The sequence below is a fragment of the Bradyrhizobium sp. CB1015 genome (genome assembly GCF_025200925.1).
Lineage (GTDB): Bacteria > Pseudomonadota > Alphaproteobacteria > Rhizobiales > Xanthobacteraceae > Bradyrhizobium.
Map to the genome: position 1 here is coordinate 3,381,784 of NZ_CP104174.1, position 21,754 is coordinate 3,403,537.

15 protein-coding genes are annotated in these 21,754 nt (G+C 66.4%); 12 read left to right on the forward strand and 3 right to left on the reverse strand.

Annotated elements, in window-relative coordinates; translation table 11 throughout:
* Window positions 1-9: 9 nt before the first annotated feature.
* From N2604_RS15480 to N2604_RS15515, 8 genes are all read left to right on the forward strand, one after another.
* On the forward strand, window positions 10-3,279 hold the full coding sequence (locus tag N2604_RS15480; RefSeq protein WP_260375488.1) for a DUF2126 domain-containing protein: 3,270 nt from the start codon (window positions 10-12) through the stop codon (window positions 3,277-3,279).
* 27 nt (window positions 3,280-3,306) lie between these two features.
* The gene (locus N2604_RS15485) at window positions 3,307-5,844 is read left to right on the forward strand and encodes a circularly permuted type 2 ATP-grasp protein (protein WP_260375489.1); all 2,538 of its coding nucleotides are present in this window, start codon (window positions 3,307-3,309) and stop codon (window positions 5,842-5,844) included.
* The gene (locus N2604_RS15490) at window positions 5,841-6,719 is read left to right on the forward strand and encodes a transglutaminase family protein (RefSeq protein ID WP_260375490.1); all 879 of its coding nucleotides are present in this window, start codon (window positions 5,841-5,843) and stop codon (window positions 6,717-6,719) included. Before N2604_RS15485 ends, N2604_RS15490 begins: the two co-directional genes overlap by 4 nt.
* 251 nt (window positions 6,720-6,970) lie before the next feature.
* The gene (locus N2604_RS15495; RefSeq protein ID WP_260375491.1) at window positions 6,971-7,798 is read left to right on the forward strand and encodes a 3',5'-cyclic nucleotide phosphodiesterase; all 828 of its coding nucleotides are present in this window, start codon (window positions 6,971-6,973) and stop codon (window positions 7,796-7,798) included.
* A 118-nt stretch (window positions 7,799-7,916) separates the two neighbouring features.
* Window positions 7,917-8,810 (forward strand): alpha/beta fold hydrolase, encoded by an 894-nt coding sequence (locus tag N2604_RS15500; protein WP_260375492.1) that lies wholly within the window; start codon window positions 7,917-7,919, stop codon window positions 8,808-8,810.
* A gap of 191 nt (window positions 8,811-9,001) precedes the next feature.
* On the forward strand, window positions 9,002-9,577 hold the full coding sequence (locus tag N2604_RS15505) for an HdeD family acid-resistance protein (protein ID WP_260375493.1): 576 nt from the start codon (window positions 9,002-9,004) through the stop codon (window positions 9,575-9,577).
* Window positions 9,578-9,698: 121 nt separating this feature from the next.
* Window positions 9,699-10,910 (forward strand): ABC transporter substrate-binding protein, encoded by a 1,212-nt coding sequence (locus N2604_RS15510; RefSeq protein ID WP_260375494.1) that lies wholly within the window; start codon window positions 9,699-9,701, stop codon window positions 10,908-10,910.
* Between the two features lie 232 nt (window positions 10,911-11,142).
* Entirely contained in the window at window positions 11,143-12,357 is a 1,215-nt protein-coding gene (locus N2604_RS15515) for an acyl-CoA dehydrogenase family protein (protein WP_260375495.1), read from the forward strand.
* 58 nt (window positions 12,358-12,415) lie between these two features.
* Here N2604_RS15515 and N2604_RS15520 read toward each other — a convergent pair whose 3' ends face one another.
* Complete coding sequence (locus N2604_RS15520) at window positions 12,416-14,155, reverse strand: methyl-accepting chemotaxis protein (protein ID WP_260375496.1); 1,740 nt, start codon at window positions 14,153-14,155, stop codon at window positions 12,416-12,418.
* A 223-nt stretch (window positions 14,156-14,378) separates the two neighbouring features.
* Between N2604_RS15520 and N2604_RS15525 the strand changes: the two genes are divergently transcribed.
* From N2604_RS15525 to N2604_RS15540, 4 genes are all read left to right on the forward strand, one after another.
* The gene (locus N2604_RS15525; RefSeq protein ID WP_260375497.1) at window positions 14,379-15,761 is read left to right on the forward strand and encodes an ethanolamine ammonia-lyase subunit EutB; all 1,383 of its coding nucleotides are present in this window, start codon (window positions 14,379-14,381) and stop codon (window positions 15,759-15,761) included.
* A gap of 144 nt (window positions 15,762-15,905) precedes the next feature.
* Window positions 15,906-17,492 carry a B12-binding domain-containing radical SAM protein gene (locus tag N2604_RS15530; RefSeq protein WP_260375498.1) on the forward strand — a complete coding sequence of 529 codons (1,587 nt, stop codon included), beginning with the start codon at window positions 15,906-15,908 and terminating at the stop codon, window positions 17,490-17,492.
* A 6-nt stretch (window positions 17,493-17,498) separates the two neighbouring features.
* Window positions 17,499-18,284: an ethanolamine ammonia-lyase subunit EutC gene (gene eutC / locus N2604_RS15535; protein ID WP_260375499.1), complete on the forward strand. Its 786-nt coding sequence runs from the start codon at window positions 17,499-17,501 to the stop codon at window positions 18,282-18,284.
* A 207-nt stretch (window positions 18,285-18,491) separates the two neighbouring features.
* Window positions 18,492-20,858 (forward strand): RND family transporter, encoded by a 2,367-nt coding sequence (locus N2604_RS15540; RefSeq protein WP_260375500.1) that lies wholly within the window; start codon window positions 18,492-18,494, stop codon window positions 20,856-20,858.
* Between the two features lie 28 nt (window positions 20,859-20,886).
* On the opposite strand, the gene N2604_RS39420 is transcribed toward N2604_RS15540, so the two are convergent.
* On the reverse strand, window positions 20,887-21,030 hold the full coding sequence (locus N2604_RS39420; RefSeq protein ID WP_311740004.1) for a hypothetical protein: 144 nt from the start codon (window positions 21,028-21,030) through the stop codon (window positions 20,887-20,889).
* A complete protein-coding gene (locus tag N2604_RS15545) occupies window positions 21,030-21,710 on the reverse strand; it encodes a hypothetical protein (protein WP_311740005.1) in 681 nt (226 codons plus the stop codon). The genes N2604_RS39420 and N2604_RS15545 overlap by 1 nt, the downstream gene beginning before the upstream one ends.
* Window positions 21,711-21,754 lie beyond the last annotated feature (44 nt).

The window sequence follows — 21,754 nt, forward strand, 5'->3', positions numbered from 1 at the left end:
CCGCACCCCGTGTCGATCTACGTCGCGCTACACCACGTCACGCACTACAAATACGACCGCCCGATCGACCTTGGCCCGCAAACCATCCGGCTGCGGCCGGCGCCGCATACGCGCACGCCGATCCTGAGCTATTCGCTCAAGGTCACGCCTTCCAATCATTTCGTGAACTGGCAGCAGGACCCGCAGGGCAACTGGCTGGCGCGCTACGTCTTTCCGGAGAAGACCACCGAGCTGAAATTCGAGGTCGACTTCACCGCGCAGATGACCGTGGTCAACCCGTTCGACTTCTTCGTCGAGCCCTATGCCGACAGCTTTCCGTTCGATTATCCCAAGGACCTCAAGACGGAGCTTGCCCCTTATCTCGAGACCCTCAAGCCCGACCGTCTGTTCGCCAAGTTCCTCGATTCGATCCCGCACGAGGCCCCAAACACCGTCAATTTCCTGGTCGACCTCAATCGCGAGATCCAGAAGAAGGTCCGCTACATCATCCGCATGGAGCCGGGCGTGCAGACGCCGGAGGAGACGCTTGCCTCCGGCGCAGGCTCATGCCGTGATTCCGCCTGGCTGCTGATCCAGACCTTGCGCCATCTCGGGCTCGCCGCCCGCTTCGTCTCCGGCTATCTGGTCCAGATCCGTCCCGACATCGATCCGATCGAGGGACCGCCGGAAGTCGAGAACGATTTTACCGATCTGCACGCCTGGGCCGAGGTCTATCTGCCGGGCGCAGGCTGGATCGGATTCGACGCGACCTCGGGCATGCTCGCAGGCGAGGGGCACATCCCGGTCGCTGCCACGCCGCACTACCGTTCGGCGGCGCCGATCTCCGGCGGGGCCGGCTTTGCCGAGGTCGAGTTCTCCTTCGACATGAGCGTGAAGCGGATCCGCGAGGCGCCGCGTATCACAAAGCCGTTTTCCGACGAATCCTGGGCGCGCCTCAACGATCTCGGCGAGCAGGTCGACGGCGATCTCGCTACGCAGGACGTGCGGCTCACCATGGGCGGCGAGCCGACCTTCGTCTCGGTCGACGATCTCGAGGCCGGCGAATGGAATACGGAGGCCGTCGGCCCGACCAAGCGTGCGCTCGGCGACGATCTGATCCGCCGCCTGCGCACGCGCTTCGCGCCGGGCGGGCTGCTGCATTACGGCCAGGGCAAATGGTATCCGGGCGAGAGCCTGCCGCGCTGGGCCTTCGGCCTGTATTGGCGCAAGGACGGCGTGCCGATCTGGAAGAACGCCGACCTCATCGCTAGAATCGAGACTCCGCGGCGGCCAGAGGTCAAAGATGCCGAAGCTTTCATGGAAGGCACGGCGGCGCGGCTCGGCCTCGACCTCGGCTACATCATGCCGGCCTATGAGGATCCCGCCTACTGGCTGCAGAAGGAAGCGGAGCTTCCGGTCAACGTCGATCCCACCGATTCCAAGCTGTCCGATCCCGAAGCGCGCGCACGCATGGCGCGGGTGTTCGACCAGGGCCTGAACACGCCGCGCGGCTTCGTGCTGCCGATCCAGCGCTGGAATGCGCCGCCGCGCTGGCGCAGCGAACGCTGGCCGCTGCGGCGCAATCATCTGTTCCTGACGCCCGGGGATTCACCGCTCGGCCTGCGCCTGCCGATCGGCTCGCTCGGTCACGTCCCGCCCAACCAATATCCGTACATCGTCGAGCAGGATCCGATGGAGCCGCGCGGCAAGCTGCCGGTGTTCACCCGCATGGCGCGCCCGCCATCGCCGCCGCGCACGGCGCCGGAGCATCTTAACACGGCGATTCCCGTGCGTACCGCGATGGCCGTGGAGATCCGCGAGGACGTGATCTGCGCCTTCTTGCCGCCGGTCGAGCGCATCGAGGATTATCTCGAGCTGATCTCGGCGCTCGAGGACACCGCCGAGGAGATGCAGCTTCCGGTCCACGTCGAGGGTTATCCGCCGCCGTTCGATCCGCGCATCGAGGTGATCAAGGTGACGCCCGACCCTGGCGTCATCGAGATCAACATCCAGCCGGCGAAGAGCTGGCGAGATGCCGTCGAGATCACCACCGGCCTCTACGAGGATGCGGCAAAGGTGCGGCTCGGCGCCAACCGCTTCCTGGTCGACGGCCGTCACACCGGCACCGGCGGCGGCAATCACGTCGTGGTCGGCGGCTCCTCTCCGCAGGATTCGCCGTTCCTGCGCCGGCCCGATCTTCTGAAGAGCCTAGTGCTGTATTGGCAGCGCCATCCCGCGCTGTCCTATTTCTTCTCCGGCCTGTTCATCGGCCCGACCAGCCAGGCGCCGCGCATCGACGAGGCGCGCCACGACAGCATCTACGAGCTCGAGATCGCGCTCTCGCACGTGCCGCCGGCGGGCACTCAGGCGCCGCTGTGGCTGGTGGACCGACTGTTCCGGCATCTATTGGTCGACATCACCGGCAACACCCACCGCGCCGAGATCTGCATCGACAAGCTCTATTCGCCGGAAGGACCCACGGGCCGGCTTGGCCTCGTCGAATTCCGCGCGCTCGAAATGCCGCCGGATCCGCGCATGTCGCTGGCGCAGCAGCTCCTGATCCGCGCGCTGATCGCAAAGTTCTGGCGCGAGCCGCTGAGCGGCAAGTTCGTGCGCTGGGGTACCGCGCTGCACGACCGCTTCATGCTGCCGCATTTCATCTGGGAAGATTTTCTCGACGTGCTCGGCGAGCTGAAGCAATCGGGCTATCCGTTCGAGCCGGAATGGTATCTGGCCCAGCTCGAATTCCGCTTCCCCGCCTTTGGCCGCGTCCATCATGGCGGCGTGACGCTGGAGCTGCGCCAGGCGCTGGAGCCCTGGCACGTGCTCGGCGAGGAGGGCTCGGCCGGCGGCACCGTGCGTTATGTCGACAGCTCGGTCGAGCGGCTCCAGGTCAAGGCCGAAGGCTTCGTCGAGGGCCGCCACGTCGTCACCTGCAACGGCCGCCGCCTGCCGATGACCCCGACCGGCCGCTCCGGCGAGGCCGTGGCCGCCGTCCGCTTCAAGGCCTGGCAGCCGGCCTCCGGCCTGCACCCGACCATCCCCGTCCACGCGCCGCTGACCTTTGACCTGATCGATACCTGGAACGGCCGCTCGCTCGGCGGCTGCGTCTACCACGTCGCCCATCCCGGTGGGCGCAACTACGACACCAAGCCGGTCAACACCTACGAGGCCGAGGCCCGGCGGCTGGCACGCTTCCAGGACCACGGCCACACCCCCGGTCCGATGCAGCCGCCGCCCGAGGAACGCACAAATGAGTTTCCGCTGACCCTCGACTTGCGGACCCCGCTCCTGCAATGAGTATGATGGTGGGGCACGGAGAGGGGCATGGCCGAGGGCGCAGCCGAGCAGGACGACAAGGCGGGGAAGGCGCAAGACCAACGTGAAGGCCAGCGTGAAGGCCAGCGCCGCCTCGCGCAATGGGTCCGCGACTATAGCCGGCTGCCCGGTATCCCCGACGAGTTCTTAGGCCCGGACGGCACCCCGCGCGCGGTCTGGAGCCGCTTCTTCGACGCCTTCGGCGCGCTGGCGCCCGACGAGATCGAGCGGCGCTTCGGCATGGCCGACCGTCACTTGCGCGAGGCCGGCGTCACCTACCGCGCGCCCGGCGACGGCGCTGACCGGCCCTGGTCGCTCAGCCACCTGCCGCTATTGATCGATGAAGCCGACTGGCAGCAGCTCTGCGCCGGCATCACCCAGCGCGCCGAGCTGCTCGAGCGCGTGCTGCGCGACATCTATGGCGAGGGGCGCCTCGCGGCCGAAGGCGCGCTCCCGGCTGCGGCGATTGCCGGCAGTCCCGAATATCTCCGTCCGGTCTGCGGCGTGCCGCCGCCCGGCGGACGCTATCTCTCGATCTATGCCGCCGATGTCGGCCGCGGACCCGACGGCCGCTGGTGGGTGCTCGGCGACCGCACCCAGGCGCCATCGGGTGCGGGCTACGCGCTGGAGAACCGCCTTGTGCTGTCGCGCGCCTTCTCCGATCTCTACAAGTCGATGAACGTGCCGCGCGTCGCGCCGTTCTTCGAGGCGTTCCGCGACAGCTTGCGCGCGCGCGCCGATCGCGACGAGCCCAGGATCGGCGTGCTCACCCCCGGCAGCTTCAGCGAAACCTATTTCGAGCATGCGACGCTGGCGCGCTATCTCGGCTTTCTCCTGGTCGAGGGCGACGATCTCGCGGTCAGCGACAACCGGGTCCACATCCGCACCGTCGCCGGCCTGAAGCGCTTGGATGTCCTCCTGCGCCGGGTCGATTCCAACTCGCTCGACCCGCTCGAGCTCGATGCCTCCTCGCGGCTCGGGGTGCCCGGCCTGATCGACGTCTTGCGCAAGGACGGCGTCGTCGTCGCCAACATGCCGGGCTCGGGCGTTCTGGAGGCGCGGGCGCTGCTCGGCTTCCTGCCGGCGCTGAGCCGCCGCCTGCTCGGCGAAGACCTGAAGATGCCGCACATCGCGACCTGGTGGTGCGGCCAGCGCGTGGCGCGCGACGAGGTGCTGGCGCGGCTCGACGAAGTTGCGATCGAAGGCGCCTATCGGCGCGGCGTTCCCGGCTTCGACTCGCTTGGTCCGGTGCTCGCGAGCGAGCTCGACGCGAGCGGACGGCAGCGCCTGATCGATGCGATCAGCGCGCGCGGCATGGACTATGTCGGCCAGGAGGTGGTGCGGCTCTCGACCATGCCGGTGTGGGAGCAGGGCCAGATCACGCCGCGCCCCTTCGTGCTGCGCGTGTTCGCGGCCGCAACTCCGGACGGCTGGGCCATCATGCCCGGCGGCTTCTGCCGAATCGCCGAGCAGCCGGACGCGCGCGCGGTGTCGATGGGCGACGGCGCGCGCGCCGCCGACGTCTGGGTGGTCTCCGACAAGCAGGTCTCGACCGCGACCTTGCTGCCGGCAACCGACAAGGTCCGCATCCGCCGCATCGCCGGCGTGCTGCCGAGCCGCGCCGCCGACAATCTGTTCTGGCTCGGCCGCTATCTCGAGCGCGCCGAGGCGACGCTGCGCCTGGTGCGCGCGCTTGGTTCGCCGAGCGGGCCGAACAAGGGCACCGCGGCCTCGGTGCAATCGGCCGAACGCATCCAGCGCCTGCTGGTGGCCTGGGGCGCGGTCTCGCAAACCTCGCGCGCGGCCGCGGGGCGCATCGTCGCCGAAGCGTTGCAGAGCGAGGCGCGTTTCGGCTCGGCCCTGTCGCTGGTGCGCGCGGCGCAGCGCACGGCGACCTCCTTGCGCGAGCGGCTGTCGCCTGATGCCTGGCAGGTGATCACGGAAATGGCCGAGCGCCTCGCCATCGAGGTGGAGGACGACGACAGCGTGCTGAGCGCCGCCGAGTTGACCTTGCAGGAGCTGGCGAGCTTCGCAGGGCTTGCGCAGGAGAACATGAACCGCGCCGCCGGCTGGCGTTTCCTCGACATCGGCCGCCGTGTCGAGCGCGCCATCAACACCACGCGCTTCACCCGTCAGTTCGCCTACGACGAGGCCGGCGACGAGGACCTCGACATCCTGCTGACGCTGGTGGATTGTCAGATCACCTACCGCTCCCGCTATCTGCTGGCGCCGATCCTCGCCCCGGTGCGCGACCTCGCGGTGCTCGATGGCTACAATCCGCGGTCGGTGGCGTTTCAGGTGACGACGCTGAACGAGCACATCGCCGCGCTGCCGAGCCTGAAGGAGCATGGCCTGATCGAGAAGCCGCAGCGTCTTGCGGTGGCGATGCAGGCGATGCTCGCGACCGCCGAGGCCGAGAAGCTCGAGGTCAAGACGCTGTTCGCGCTGGAGCAGGATCTGCTCAGCCTCGCCGAAGCGATCGGCCAGCACTACTTCCCGCATGGCCCCAATGCCGCCCGGCCGGAAAAGCTGACGGGGCTGGCGTGATCTACGACATCCGTCACGTCACCACCTACGAGTACGAAAATCCCGTCAGCTTCGCCCGCTGCACGCTGCGGCTGGAGCCCAGAAGCGGCGCCGGCCAGGAGCTGATCTCGCACGAGGTCGAGATCCATCCGCGCCCGGCCGAGCGCAACGTGCGGCGCGACTTCTTCGGCACGCTGACCGAGAGCGTGACGATCGAAGCCGCGCATCGCAATCTGCGCATCGACTCGCGCTCGCGGGTTTCGATCTCGCGCCGGCCGCCGGCGCGCGATGCGGTCAGCCCGGCCTGGGAGAGCATTCGCGACATCGCGTTCGAAGCCACCAGCCTCGGGCCGTCCTCGCCGGTCGGCTATGTCTTTGCCAGCCCCCTGGTGCCGGTGCTGCGCCCGGTCAGCGCCTATGCGGGGATGAGCTTTCCGCCCGGCGCGGGCATCCTCACCGGCGCCGTCGACCTCATGCGACGCATCCGCAGCGAATTCCGCTACGATCCGAAGGCAACCGTGATCTCGACGCCGCTCGACGAGGTGTTCGACAAGCGTCACGGCGTCTGCCAGGACTTTGCCCATGTCATGATTGCCGGGCTGCGCGGGCTCGGCCTGCCCGCGGCCTATGTCAGCGGCTATTTGCGCACCATTCCGCCGCCGGGCCAGCCGCGGCTGCAAGGTGCCGACGCCACCCATGCCTGGGTGTCGCTGTGGTGCGGGGCCGAGCTTGGCTGGATCGATCTCGATCCGACCAACGACCTCCTCATCGGCAACGATCACATCGTGCTTGCAATGGGACGCGATTTTTCCGACGTCTCGCCGGTCGACGGCATCATCGTCGGCTCGCCCAAGCAGAAGCTCGGCGTCGCCGTCGACGTGCTGCAGGTGGAGTAGCCGGCTCGCCCGGCCAATTTCCTGCGGTGCCGCGCCCTGAGCGGCAGCGGCGCTTTCCGGCTGCTTTGGGTTGTGCTGAACTGTGACGGCAACCGTGATGTTGCGCAGCGGGACGGCAAGGTATTTACGTATTTTCGTCCTCGACGTTTGGTTACCGGGCCCAAGATGGGCTATGCTCCCCGTTGCCTCGAGGACAAGAATGAGACGTCGGGAGATGGCATGGGATACCAGCGGCGGACGGGGCTGCGTCCATGATAACCTTACCGAGACTGGCGGCGGAAACTCTGGAGAAGATGCTGGGTACGTTCATGCGTCGCCGGTACGACGAACCTTCCGCCCGGGTCCTGGAGGGCTCGACGCGCACAGCGATGGAGTGTATCGGCAACAGCGACGCGCTCTACCACAACATCGAGCATACCATGCTCGTGACGCTGGCCGCTCACGCGATCCTCACGGGACGCAATCTCCATGCGCATCTTGCGGCGGAGGACTACCTTCACATCCTGATCGCCTGTCTTGCGCACGACATTGGCTATGTCCGCGGCCTGTTTCCGGAGGATGACGAAGACGGTTTCATCGTCGACGAGGCCGGGACCAAGGTGTCGCTACCGCGCGGTGCATCGGATGCCAGTTTGATGATGTATCACGTCGATCGCTCGAAACTCTTTGTGCGGCGGCGATTGCCCCCTATCCGCGGTATCGACTCCGAGCGGATCGCCCGCGCCATCGAGGGCACGCGCTTTCCCGCCCGTGAAGGGCAGGAATATGATGAGGAGGCCTCGATCCTGCGTGCGGCCGACTTCATCGGCCAGCTCGGCGACCCCAACTATCTGCGCAAGGCCAACGCGCTCTATTACGAGTTCGAGGAGGTCGGCATCAACCGCCAGCTCGGCTACGACTCGCCCGCCGATATCGTGAACCGCTACCCGCAATTCTATTGGAACAGCGTCGCACCGCACATCCAGACCGAGATCGGCTATCTCAACAAGACCGAGATCGGCCGGCAATGGATCGCCAATCTCTACAGCAACGTGTTCCGCGCCGAGCGCGACATCTCGCTGTCCGGTCCGCAGAAATAGATCAGGCTCTCGTAGCCCGGATTGCGCCGAAAGCGAAATCCGGGATTCGCGGATGCTGGCGTCCCGGATTGCGCTGCGCTCCATCCAGGCTACGTGGCCCCAACGCCGTGAGCAAATCATGCAACAAAAAACCGTCACCACGGACATCCTCGACATCGCCTATCGCGAATACGGTGCGCCGGACGGCTGGCCCTGCATCATGGGGCACGGCTTTCCCTATGACGTGAACGCCTATGCCGAGACCGCGCCGATCCTCGCCGAGGCCGGCGCACGCGTGCTCGTGCCCTGGCTGCGCGGCTACGGGCCGACGCGGTTTCGCTTCGCCGAGACGCTGCGCTCCGGCGAGCAGGCGGCGCTCGGCGCCGATCTTCTGGCCTTCATGGATGTGCTCGGGATCAAGCGCGCCATCGTCGGCGGCTATGATTGGGGCGGTCGCGCTGCCTGCGTGGTCTCGGCGCTGTATCCGGAGCGCGTGATCGGTCTCGTCTCCGGCAATTCCTACAACATCCAGAACATCGCCCGATCCATGGAGCCGGCTTCGCCGCCGGAGGAGGCGGCGTTCTGGTATCAATATCTCTTCCACAACGAACGCGGCCGCCGCGCGCTGGAGCGCAACCGCCGCGGCTTTGCGCGTCAGCTCTGGACGATGTGGTCGCCGAAATGGACCTTCGACGACGCGACGTTCGAGACGAGCGCTTTGTCGTTCGACAATCCTGACTTCGTCGACGTCGTGATCCACTCCTACCGCCACCGCTATGCCCTGGTGGCGGGCGATCCCGCCTATGCGGGAATTGAGGCAAAGCTCGCCGCGCAGCCGCCGATCCGTGTGCCGACGATTGCGATCGACGGCGACAGCGACGGCGTCAATCCCGGCACCGCCCACCATGCGCGCAAGTTCGAGGCATTTTTCGAGCGGCGGGTGTTCACCGATGCCGGTCACAACCTGCCGCAGGAGCGGCCCGCCGAATGGGCGCAGGCCGTGATCGACGTCCGGAAAGCGGCTGCGTCATAGGCAGCCCCGACTCGGCTGGGGCTCGCCAATTCGGGCGATTGACGCGTTACCTCAGCGCGGCTGACGCGCCGCATTCGATCTTGATTTGTGTCAACGTCGCCGCAGGTGAGGGCTGCTCTGCTGGCTGTCGTCCCGGCATGGTGCGTGCTAACGTGGCGCGTGCCCCCGAGCTTCGCATGCAGGAGTGGCCCATGACAAGTGCTTCAGATGCGTCCCATCATCCCAGTCTCGGCTCGGGCATCTCTGCGCTGCACGGCAAATGGGGCTGGATCGTCGCACTCGGCGTCGTTTACCTCATCGCCGGCTTCGTCGCGCTCGGCAGCATGGTGATGGCGACGGTGGCGAGCGTGATCGTGGTCGGTGCCATGATGATCGTCGCCGGCGTGACGGAGATCATCGGTGCATTCCAGATGAAGAGCTGGGGCAAGTTTCTGATCTGGGCCTTGCTCGGCGTGCTCTATGTCGTCGCCGGTTTCCTGACCTTCGCGAACCCGCTGTTCGCGGCAGTCCTGCTGACATTGTTCTTGGGCGCGTCGCTGATCGCCTCGGGCGCGGTGCGGCTGTTTCTCGCCTTCAGCATGAAGCGCGAGAGCCCTTGGGTGTGGGTGGCGCTCTCGGGCGCCGTCACGCTGCTGCTCGGCCTCTTGATCGTGGCGCGGTGGCCGGTGAACAGCGTCTATATCCTCGGCCTGTTCCTCGGTATCGATCTGATGATGGCCGGCGCCGGCTGGATCAGCTTGGGCTTCGCCTTGAAGCGGCGCGGCTAGCGCAACGCCATCAGCAACTCGACGCAAGACCCTCTTGCGGAACTCCGCTGAGCTGACGTGCTGACAGAAAGCAGCACGCCGCGTGACCGTCTTGCGCGGCGATGATCATTGGGGAGAAACCATGAAAGCCGCTTTGGCCCTGGCCGCAGCGCTGGCTGCCGCCTGCGTGTCCGCCCCTGTCTCGGCGCAAAAATCCTACGGCCCTGGGGTCAGCGACACCGAGATCAAGATTGGCAACACCATGCCCTATAGCGGCCCGGCCTCGCCGCTCAGCATCACGGGACGGGTGATCTCCGCCTATTTCGACGAGATCAACGAGAAGGGCGGCGTTGGCGGCCGCAAGCTCAACCTGATCTCGCTCGACGATGCCTTCTCGCCGCCAAAGACGATGGAAGCCGCGCGGCGCCTCGTCGAAGGCGACGGCGTCGCCTTCATCTTCGCCACCATGGGCACGGCGCCGAGCTCGGCGATCGCAAAATATCTCAACAGCAACAAGGTGCCGCAGATCTTCCTGATCAGCTCGGCCTCGAAGTGGAACGATCCCGCCAACATGCCCTGGTCGATCGCGCTGCCCTGGGCGCCGAACTACACCAGCGAGGCCGCGATCGACGTCGCTTATGCCCGCGCCAAGAACCCGAATGCGCGCTTTGCGGTGCTCTACCAGAACGACGACGCCGGCAAGGAATATCTTCGCGGCGTCAAGGAGGCGCTCGGTGCCGACGCCGACAAGGCGATCGCGATGGCCTCGAGCTTCGAGGTCACCGATCCCACCGTCGATTCCCAGGTGCTGACGCTCGCCAATACCAAGGCCGACGTCTTCTTGATCTATTCGGTGACGCCGCGCGCCTGCGCGCAGGCGATCCGCAAGGCGCACGAGGTCGGCTGGCAGCCGACGCGCTTTCTCGCCTCCGGCTGCGCCAACAAGGCCACCGTCATGGTGCCGGCCGGGCTCGAGGCCGGCAAGGGCGTGCTGTCGCTCGGCGCGCTGAAGCCGTTCGTCGAGGCACCGAAGGACGATCCGGCGATGGCGGCCTATATCGACTTCATGAAGAAGCGCCTGCCCAATGCCGACGTCAACAACGTCGCAGGCCTCTACGGCTACACCGTCGCCGAGGCGCTGGTGGTGCTGCTGAAGCAATGCAAGGACAATCTGACGCGCGACAACATCATGGCGCAGGCCGCGAACCTGAAGAACGTGCCGCTGTCGCTTCTGATGCCCGGCATCACCCTCAATACCACGCCGCAGGATTTCCGCCCGATCAAGGACGGCTACATGCTCCAGTTCGACGGCAACGACTGGGTGGTGGCCAGCGAGCTGTTGCGCGGGACGTGACAGGGCGCCGAGGAGACGGTGCACCCTCTCCCCTTGTGGGGGAGGGTGGATGCGCGAAGCGCAGCCGGGTGAGGGGTCTCTCTCCGCGAGTCCTCTCTGCATTTGAACGCGCGGAGAGATACCCCTCATCCGGCGCCATAGCCGAAGCTTTGCTTCGGCGTTCTTAGGAACGGCTGCCGAGGCAGCCTATGCCACCTTCTCCCACAAGGGGAGAAGGGAACAGGAGAACCCCATGGACTTTCAGCACTCCGCCCGTTCTTTGGAGCTCCAGGAGCGCGTTCGCCAGTTCATGCGCGCCCATGTCGAGCCGGCCGAGGAGCTCTATTACGAGCAGGTCAAGCCGGAGGCCGCGCGCTACAAGACGCCGCCTGTGCTGCAGGACCTGAAGCGGCTGGCGCGCGAGCAGGGGCTGTGGAACCTGTTCCTGTCCGGCGAGCACGGGCCGGGTCTGACCAATCTCGAATACGCGCCGGTGAAGGAGATCATGGGACGCATTCTCTGGGCGCCCGAGGTCTTCAACTGCTCCGCGCCCGATGTCGGCAACATGGAGGTGCTCGCAAACTACGGCACCAAGGCGCAGCAGGAGCGCTGGCTGACGCCGCTGCTGGAGGGGCGCATCCGCTCCGGCTTCTCGATGACGGAGCCGCAGGTCGCCTCCAGCGACGCCACCAACATCCAGTGCGAGATCAAACGCGACGGCGACGATTACGTCATCACCGGCCGCAAATGGTTTACCTCGGGCGCGATGAACGAGGATTGCGAGATCCTGATCGTGATGGGCAAGACTGCGCCGGACCATCCCGACCGCCATCGCCAGCAATCCATGATCCTGGTGCCGAAGAATACGCCCGGCGTGCGCATCGTCCGCGACATGCTCACCTATGGCTATGACGATGCGCCGGTCGGCCATCCCGAGATCGTCTACGACAATGTCCGCGTGCCTGCCGAGAACATTTTGCTCGGCGAGGGCCGCGGCTTCGAGATCGCGCAAGGCCGGCTCGGCCCCGGCCGCATTCATCACTGCATGCGCCTGATCGGCTGCGCCCAGCGTGCGCTGGAATTGATGTGCCAGCGCGCGGTCTCGCGCGTCGCCTTCGGCAAACCGCTCGCAGAGCAGGGCTCGGTGCGCGAGGACATCGCGCACTCCTTCTGCGAGATCGCGCAGGCGCGCCTGCTCACCTTGCAGGCCGCCGACAAGATGGACCGCGAAGGCAATAAGGCCGCGCGCGATCTGATCGCCGCGGCCAAGATCGTGGTGCCCAGCATGGCCGCCCGCGTCATCGACCGCGCCATCCAGATCCATGGCGCGGCCGGCGTGTCGCAGGACACGTTCCTCGCCCGCGCCTATGTCTACGCCCGCTTCATCCGCATCGGCGACGGCCCGGACCAGGTGCATCTGGCCGCGGTCGGGAAGGAGCTGATCAGGCGGGGCGGAGTGGTGGGGTAGGGGTTGGCAGGTGCCTCGCCGATCGGACGGTTACAGTGTCCCGATGCGCGTCGCGACGCTATCCGGCCCTGGCGATCCGCTCGTCCGCCGACCCCGCGCGCAGATTCTGGAAGAACGTCTCCACCTCCCGCGACAGCGTCTGCGCCGTCTCGGTCAGGCTGCTCGCTGCGGTCAGCACCGAAGCCGCCGCCGTATCGGTCTCGCCGATGGCATCGCGCAGCGAGGTGATGTTCGCCACCAGCGTCTCGTTGCCTTGGGCTGCGCTTTGCGCGTTGGAGGAGATCTCGCGCGTGGCCTGGTCCTGCTGGCCGATCGCGCCGGCAATCGCTGACGTGACCTCGTTGATCTCGCGCACCGCCCCGCCGATCTCGCGCACGGCGTCGACCGCGTTGCGGGTCGAGGCCTGGATCATCGCGACGTTCTCGCTGATTTCGGCGGTGGCCTTGGCGGTCTGGCCCGCGAGCGCCTTCACCTCGTGGGCGACCACGGCGAAGCCGCGACCGGCATCGCCAGCGCGCGCCGCCTCGATGGTGGCGTTCAGCGCGAGCAGGTTGGTCTGCTCGGCGATCGCCTGGATCAGGCTGAGCACGCCGTCGATGCGTTGCGTGGCCGCAGCGAGGCTCTCGATCTCGGAGATCGACTTCTCGGTGCGCTGGCCGGTCTGCTCGACCGCGCCGGCGCTCTGCCGCACCTGGCGGCCGATCTCCACCACCGAGGCCGACAGCTCCTCGGCCGCGCCCGCGACCGCGGTGACGTTGTGCGAGGCCTGCTCGGTCGCGTTCGCCGCGGTGCCGGCGCGGCTGCTCGCATCCGCAGTGACCCGCGTGATGGTCTGCGCGGTCTCGCGCATGACGGAGGCGTTGTCGCTGAGGCCGCGCATGACCGCGCCGATCGCCTCGCGAAATTGCTCGACGGACCGCTCGATGTGACGGGCGCGCTCCTCGCGCGCGGCGGCGTCTTGCGACACTTGCGAGGCGAGGTTGCGGTTGCGGCCCATGGCGTCCTGGAACACCTGGATGGCGCGGGCGAGCGCGCCGATCTCGTCGGCGCGGCCGGAGTGCGGCACCACGACATTTTCGGCGCCGTCGGCGACCTGCTTGATGGTGGCGGTGATCGCGGCGAGCGGCCGGGCGATCGAGCGGGCAATGATGACGATGCCGACGACGACGAGGGCCAGCGCCACGCCGCCGAGGCAGGTGAGGATGAACGAAAATGTGCGGTTGGTCTCGGTCTGCTGCGCGATCTGCCTGGCGCGCTCGGCATAGACCTTGGATAGCGCCTCGAGGTCCTTGTTCAGCGCCGAGCGCACGCTGCGATTGGCGTCGTTGTCGCCCCATTCGCGGCCCGCGGCCGCATTGATCTCGACGCCGCGGCGCACCAGCTCCTTGCGGAACTCGACGAACTGCTCGATGCGCTTCTTGAATGTGGCGAACTGCTCGGCGTCGTCGGCCTTGACGATGGTCTCCCAGCGCTTCACGACGTCGAGGATCTGGGCGTTGAACTTGAGCAGGCCGTCGCCGTATTTCTTCACCACGGCCGGCTCCGTCGACATGTAGACGCCGCGCGATTCCATCACCACCGCATAGACCAGCGAGTTGACGCGCTCGACGTTCAGCGCGGCCGCGTTGGCGGTCTCGATCGCGCTGGTCAGGTCGGCGCTGCGGCGGCTGTTGTAGTCCGACAGTATGGCGATCGCCGCCGTGAGCAGCGCAAACAGCGCGAAGATCGCATAGAGCTTGCCGGCAAGCGTGAAGCGGCCTGCCAGCCTGGCGGCATTCCCAGATCGGTCGGATATCATGGTGTTCAGGGGCCCGGATTGGCCTGGAGCGGCCGGTGAGCGGGGTTGGGTAGAATTGATGCAAAACTATGCAGAACGAAGATGGATGCCGCGTTAACGCGCGCCCTGGCCGTCTCCGTCCTTGGTCGAAGGAAAGGCAAGCCATTTCAGCGTCTTGATACGAGGATGTAGTTTCGGGATAGTCCTGGAGTCGGCCGCTGGCCGAGCAACCCCGGAGAGACCCTTGGTCTACCGCCACAGCATCGACGCCACGACCTACCGCTTCCCTGACCTGCGCGACCTGCTCGCCAAGGCGACACCCCCGCGCTCCGGCGACCGGCTGGCCGGAATCGCCGCTGCCAGCTCCGAGCAGATGATCGCAGCACGGATGGCGCTCGCCGACGTGCCGCTCGGCCAGTTCCTGCAGGAAGCCGTCATTCCCTACGAGATCGACGAGGTCACCCGCCTCGTCATCGACAGCCATGACGCCAAGGCTTTCGCGCCGGTGGCATCGCTCACGGTCGGCGCCTTCCGCGACTGGCTGCTGTCGGACGCCGCGACGCCCGAGGTCCTGCGCAAGCTGGCCGGCGGCATCACGCCGGAGATGGCGGCCGCGGTGTCGAAGCTGATGCGCAACCAGGATCTGATCCTGGCGGCACGGAAATGCGCGGTCACCACCGCCTTTCGCAACACCATCGGCCTGAAGGGGCGGATGAGCACACGCCTCCAGCCGAACCACCCCTTCGACGACGCCAAGGGCATCACGGCCTCGATCCTCGACGGCATCCTGCTGGGGTCGGGCGATGCCTGCATCGGCATCAATCCCGCCAGCGACGATCCCGCCGTCATTGCGCAATTGCTGCGGCTGCTCGACGAGATCATCGCGCGCCTGCAGATCCCGACGCAAGGCTGCGTCCTGAGCCATGTCACGACGACGCTGTCGCTGATCGGGCAGGGTGTGCCGGTCGACCTCGTCTTCCAGTCGGTCGCGGGCACCGAGGCCGCCAACCGCAGCTTCGGAATCGACCTCGCGCTGCTGAAGGAGGCGCAACAGGCCGGGCTGTCGCAGGGGCGCGGCACGGTCGGGCGCAACGTGATGTATTTCGAGACCGGCCAGGGCTCGGCGCTGTCGGCGGGCGCCCATTACGGCGTCGACCAACAGACCTGCGAGGCGCGCGCCTATGCCGTCGCCCGCGTCTTCGCCCCGCTGCTGGTCAACAGCGTGGTCGGCTTCATCGGCCCCGAATATCTCTATGACGGCAAGGAAATCATCCGCGCCGGCCTGGAGGATCATTTCTGCGGCAAGCTGCTCGGCCTGCCGCTCGGGGTCGACATCTGCTACACCAACCATGCCGAGGCAGACCAGGACGACATGGACAATCTCCTGACGCTGCTCGCCGCCGCCGGCGTCACCTTCATCATGGGCGTTCCCGGTGCCGACGACGTCATGCTGAACTACCAGTCGACGTCTTTTCACGACGCGCTCTATGTCCGCGACGTCTTCGGTTTGCGCCGCGCGCCGGAATTCGACGACTGGCTGGCGCGCTCGGGCATTTCGGGCGCCGATTTCCGTCTGGCCGGCGATCCAGCCCTGCTGCCGGATTTTGCCGCGCGGCTGATCGCCTGACGCGGAGGGGGCAAGTCGCCCAGGAAACCATCGGTGCGTCTCGGGATTATGCTCTCGCCACAATATTGAGAAATTCCAGCCGCAGCATTACGCTATGTGTCGGGCTGGCGATTTCCGCAACCAGGTCGTGGCGGGGGAGCTTTGATGCGAGCTGAAAGCAACGGAACGTCCCGGCGGATTCTCTGCGTGTTTCCGCGCTATACCTCGTCCTTCGGCACGTTCGAGCATTCCTATCCCCTGACCGATGGCGTCCGCGCCTTCATGCCGCCGCAGGGGCTGTTGCTGATCTCCGCCTACCTTCCGAAAGAATGGCAGGTCAAATTCGTCGACGAGAATCTGCGCCGGACGACGAGGGAGGAGTTCGAATGGGCGGAAGCCGTCTTCGTCAGCGGCATGCACATCCAGCGCCAGCAGATGAACGACATCTGCCGCCGCGCCCATGAGTTCGATCTGCCGGTCGCGCTCGGCGGGCCGTCCGTCAGCGCCTGCCCCGACTATTATCCGTCCTTCGATTATCTCCATGTCGGCGAGCTCGGCGACGCCACCAACCAGTTGATCGAGATCCTGTCGCGCGACACCTCGCGTCCAGAGCAGCAGGTCGTGCTCACGACCGAGGATCGCGTGCCGATGACGGAGTTTCCGATCCCGGCCTACGAGCTCGCGGACGTGAAGAAGTACTTCCTCGGCAGCATCCAATATTCGAGCGGCTGTCCCTATCAGTGCGAGTTCTGCGACATCCCCGGCCTTTATGGCCGCAATCCGCGCATCAAGACGCCGCAGCAGATCATCGCCGAGCTCGACCGCCTGCGCGAATGCGGCATGACCGACACGGTCTATTTCGTCGACGACAATTTCATCGGTAACCGCAAGGCGGCGATGGACCTGCTGCCGCATCTGATCGAGTGGCAGAAGCGGACCGGCTATGTGGTGCGGCTCGCCTGCGAGGCCACGCTCAACATCGCCAAGCGGCCCGAGATCCTCGAGAAGATGCGCGAGGCCTATTTCATCACCATCTTCTGCGGCATCGAGACGCCCGATCCGGACGCGCTGAAGGCGATGCACAAGGACCACAACATGATGGTCCCGATCCTGGAGGGCGTGCGCACCATCAACTCCTACGGCATGGAGGTGGTCTCGGGCATCATCATGGGGCTCGACACCGACAAGCCGAACACCTCGGAGGCGCTGCTCGCTTTCGTCGAGGAGTCCCGGATTCCGCTGCTCACCATCAACCTGCTGCAGGCGCTGCCGAAGACGCCGCTGTGGGACCGTCTGGAGCGCGAGGGGCGCTTGGTCCACGACGAGGGACGCGATTCCAACGTCGACTTCCTGCTGCCTTACGACGAGGTCGTCGCGTCATGGAAGCATGCCATGGCGGTCGCTTACGCGCCCGATAAGGTCTACGCGCGCTATCAGCATCAATGCGACCACGTCTATGTGAACCGCCTCAAGATGCCGGTGCCGGACGAGATGAAGACCTGGCCCAATATCAGGCGCGGCCTCATCATGCTGCGCAACCTCTTCTGGAAGGTCGGTGTGCTCGGCGATTACAAACGTGTGTTCTGGAAGTTCGCGCTGGGACGCATCAGGCGCGGCGATCTCGAAGGCTTGATCGGCTGTGCCACGATCGCGCATCACCTCATCACTTTCGCGCGCGCGGCCTCCAGCGGCAAGCAGAACGCATCGAACTATTCGATCCGGCTGCGCGAGGCCGCCGTTCCCGCCGAATGATGCGACATGTCTGATCCGGCCCTGCCGCGCCGTCCGACCCTCGATTTGCGGGCGTTCACGCCCGCGCGCGTCGCGCTCGGGCGCAGCGGCGCGAGCCTGCCGACGAAGGCGCTGCTCGATTTCACGCTGGACCATGCTCGCGCGCGTGATGCCGTGCATGCGGCCTTCGATACGCCGCGTCTGATCGCCGATCTCGATGCGCTCGGCCTTGCGGTGACCGAGGTGAGGAGCCGGGCGGTCGATCGCAGCGACTATCTGCGGCGGCCGGATCTGGGACGACAGCTCGAGCCCGACTCGGCGCAGCGTCTGGTGCAAAGCGTCTCGGCGCCGTGCCAGCTCGCTGTCGTGATCGGAGACGGCCTGTCCGCGGCGGCGGTCCACAGCCATGCGGCGATCGTGGTAGGGCGCCTGTTGCAATCGCTTGCGGAGGACGATGCTGTCGCGGTCGGCCATGTCGTCGTCGCCTCGGGCGCGCGCGTCGCGCTCGGCGACGAGATCGGCGCCGTTCTCGGCGCGCGCATGGTCCTGATGCTGATCGGCGAGCGGCCCGGCCTGTCCGCGCCCGACAGCCTCGGCGCCTATCTGACCTTCGCGCCGAAGCCCGGCCGCACCGATGCCGAGCGCAATTGCGTCTCGAACATCCACCACGCCGGGTTGAGCCATGACGAGGCGGCGCTCAAGATCGCCTGGCTGGTCCGCGAGGGGCTGGCCCGGGAGGTCACCGGCGTGGCGCTGAAGGACGAGAGCGCAGACCGCGCGCCGCGCCAAATTGGCACATCCTCGCCGGGATGACCGGGGACCGGACCCGAAATCGCCGCATCTTGATCGATTTGCCCACACTTCGCCTGCTTGCGAGAGGGGTGATTGACCTGCTAAACCCCTCGCGGCGATTTTCCGCGCATTTTCAAGGGGCAAGCCTCCCATTGGTATGGCGTTTTCAAGCCGTTCGCGGGGCGCAATAAGCTCACAGGCCGAGCCGATTTAGGAACTGGACAAGGCATGCTCGAAAAGCACAGCGAGAGTGAGGTTCATGTCGACAAGGTCGAGCAGGGACCCGCGTCCTCCATCGCCTTCGGGCTGGAGCGTCTCGGGCTGATCGCCGTCCGGGCCCCGATCGTCTCCTGCATCGTCCTGCTCGCGCTGATTGTCGGCGCGGTGTTCGGCATCTACCGGATCAAGATCGACGATTCGCTGTCGCAGCTGTTCCGCTCTGACACTCGCGAGTTCCGCCAGTACGAAGAGGTGACCAAGAAGTTCCCGGCGGAGGAGTTCGACGTTCTCGTCGTGGTCGAGGGCAAGACCCTGCTGGCGCGGAACAACCTGGAGAAGCTGCGCGACTTCGTCACCGACCTGCAACTGGTCGAAGGCACGCGCGGCCTCGTCTCGCTGTTCTCGGCGCGCCAGGCGCCGGCCCCGGGCAAGCTGCCGGCGGCACTGTTCCCGGCCGAGCTGCCCGAGGGCGCGGCCTATGACAAGTTCATCGAGACCGTCAAGAACAACGAGATCATCCGCGGCAAGCTGCTGTCGGAGGACGGCACGCTGGCGCTGGTCGTGCTGTCGCTCGATCCCGAAGTTGTCGGCTCCAACAAGCTGACCAAGACCGTCGGCGACATCCGCGCGCTGATGAAGGAGGATCTCAGCGACACCGGGCTCAACGTGCAGCTCTCCGGCGTGCCGGTGATGCAGCTCGAGATCCGCAACGCGGTCGAGCGCGACGGGCTGACCTACAACATCCTCGGCATTCTCGCCGGCTGCATCATCGCCATCATCTTCTTCCGCAAGATCTCGTTCATGATCGCGGCGGCATTCCCGCCGATGATCGCGATTCTGCTGGCGCTCGGCGCGCTCGGCTGGGCCAATTTCAACCTGAACATGTTCCTGAACGTGATGACGCCGCTCATCATGGTCATCAGTTTCTCGGATTCGATGCAGCTGACCTTCGCCGCGCGCGACCGGCTGATCGCAGGCCAGGACAAGTTCACCGCGTTCAAGAACGCGGTGCTGGTGGTGGGGCCGGCCTGCGTGCTGACGCACGGAACCGCCGGCATCTCCTTCATCGCGCTGCAATTCTCCGACTCCGATTTGATCCGCAAGTTCGGCGAGGCCGGGCTTGCCGCCACCATCATCGCGCTGGTCGCGGTGCTGTCGCTGGTGCCTGTCTTCGGCGTGCTGTTCGTGCGCAACGAGAAGGTCTTCGCGGTCAAGTTCCAGGGGGCGGACGCCGGCGTCCAGGCGCTGCGCAATTTCTGCTACTGGATCGCGGTGCGCATGGTGGGCCGGCCCGGCCTGTTCAGCCTGATCGCGGTGCTGTTCGTCGGCGGCCTCGGCGTCATCTATGCCAATCTGGAGCCGCGCTACCGGCTCGCCGACCAGGTGCCGGACAAGCGCCAGGCGGTTGCTGCCAGCGACCGGCTCGATGCCAAGCTCACCGGCGCCAATCCGGTCAACGTGCTGATCGCGTTCCCCAAGGGTGAATCGCTCTATTCGCCGCAGACGCTCCAGACCATCGCTGAAGTCCACGCGACGGTCGAGAAGGCCGCCGGCGTCGGTAACGTCTGGTCGTTGGAGACGCTGCGCCGCTGGCTGGCGGAAAAGGCCGGCAGTGCCGACGTCGCGACGCTGAAGGAATATGTCAGCGTCATTCCCGAGCATCTGGTGCGTCGCTTCATCGACGCCGAGCAGGACGCCGTCGTCGTCGCCGGCCGCGTGCCGGACAAGGATTCCAGCCAGCTCCTGCCGATCGTCGACAAGCTCGATACCGAGCTCGACGCCGTTCGCAAGAAGCATCCCGGCTACGAGGTCGCGGTGACGGGTCTCGCTGCGATTGCGGCGCGCAACTCGGCCAACATGATCGAGAAGCTGAACCGTGGGCTGACCGTCGAGTTCGCGCTGGTCGCGATCTTCATCGGCCTCGCCTTCCGCTCCTGGGTGGTGATGCTCGCCTGCATCCTGCCGGGCATCTTCCCGGTGGTGATGTCGGGCACGGTGCTGTGGGCGATGGGCGAGGGACTGCAATTCGCCAGTGTCGTCGCGCTCACCGTCTCGTTCGGCCTTGGCCTCTCCGCCACCATCCACTTCCTCAACCGCCTCAGACTCGAGAGCAAGCCGGGCGTCGGCTCCGCGCTCGCGGTGGAGCGGGCGACCGTGCTGGTGGGACCTGCGCTGATCCTGACCACGGTGGTCTTGGCCTGCGGCCTCGTCGTCACCGTGTTCTCCGATCTTCCGTCGCTGCGGCTGTTCGGCTGGCTCAGCGCCTTCTCGATGGTGATGGCGCTCGTCGCCGACCTCTTCATCCTGCGGCCGACGGCGATGTGGCTGATCAACCTGCACGGCAGGCTGCAGGGCACGGACAAGCCGGCGATCTGAGTGAGGGGCGGCAGACGCCGCTTCGCGCTCACGCCTCGATGCGGACGATCCCGTAGGGATTGAACTTGAAATCGGTCTCGGCGTAGTCCTGCTCACGCGAGAGCGTGAGGTTGCGCTCGCGCAGCGTCGCTTCGATGCCGTGCTCGGCCATGGCGTCGGCGATCTCGTCCATCAGCGCCACGGCGGACCGATCGGTGCCGCGCGACTTCGCGACATAGAGGTCGGCAGACCGACGAGATGGTAGCCGACGCTCTCAAAGTAGCGATCGCCGGCGAGCGGGCGCTTGGCGAAGGCGAGGCGACAGGCCTTGGCGACCGCGGGCGTCATGCGAAGGCCTTGCTCCGTCTTCGCGCCGTTGCGCGCCTGCTCGGCGAGGCTGCGCCAGCGCGCGACGCCGTGGGCGACGCCGGCGCTTTCGCCCTTTGCGGCAATCGCGCCCGCGTCGAACATCTCGTCCACGATCTGCAGTGCGGCGGCCGAACCGGCGGCCGTCTTCTGCTGAGCCATCGGCGGGCTCCGCACGTAGAGGACGGATTTGTGGTTGGCCACGGCGGCTTCGTCGGACGCGGACCATGCCTTCGGGAAGACGCGGTCCCAGCACACGCCGAACGACCGCTCCATGCGCGGATCGGGCTTTCCTTGCGAATAGGTGCGGTCGATCTCGAAGCTGAAATCGGCGATCGTCTTCGCCACCGCCTTCGGCGGATGCAGCAGGCTTTCATCCTTGCCGAGGAAGCAGAGCACGTGACGCGGCTTCACGGACGAAGGCTGCATGTTCGCTCCCTGCTGATCGCCGGCGAAGGCGCGGCTGGCGACGAAGAGCCCGGCGGCTTTCAGCAGATGTCTGCGCATCGGGTCCATCTCAGCACATCCAGCAGGTCAAGCTCGTGTCAGCA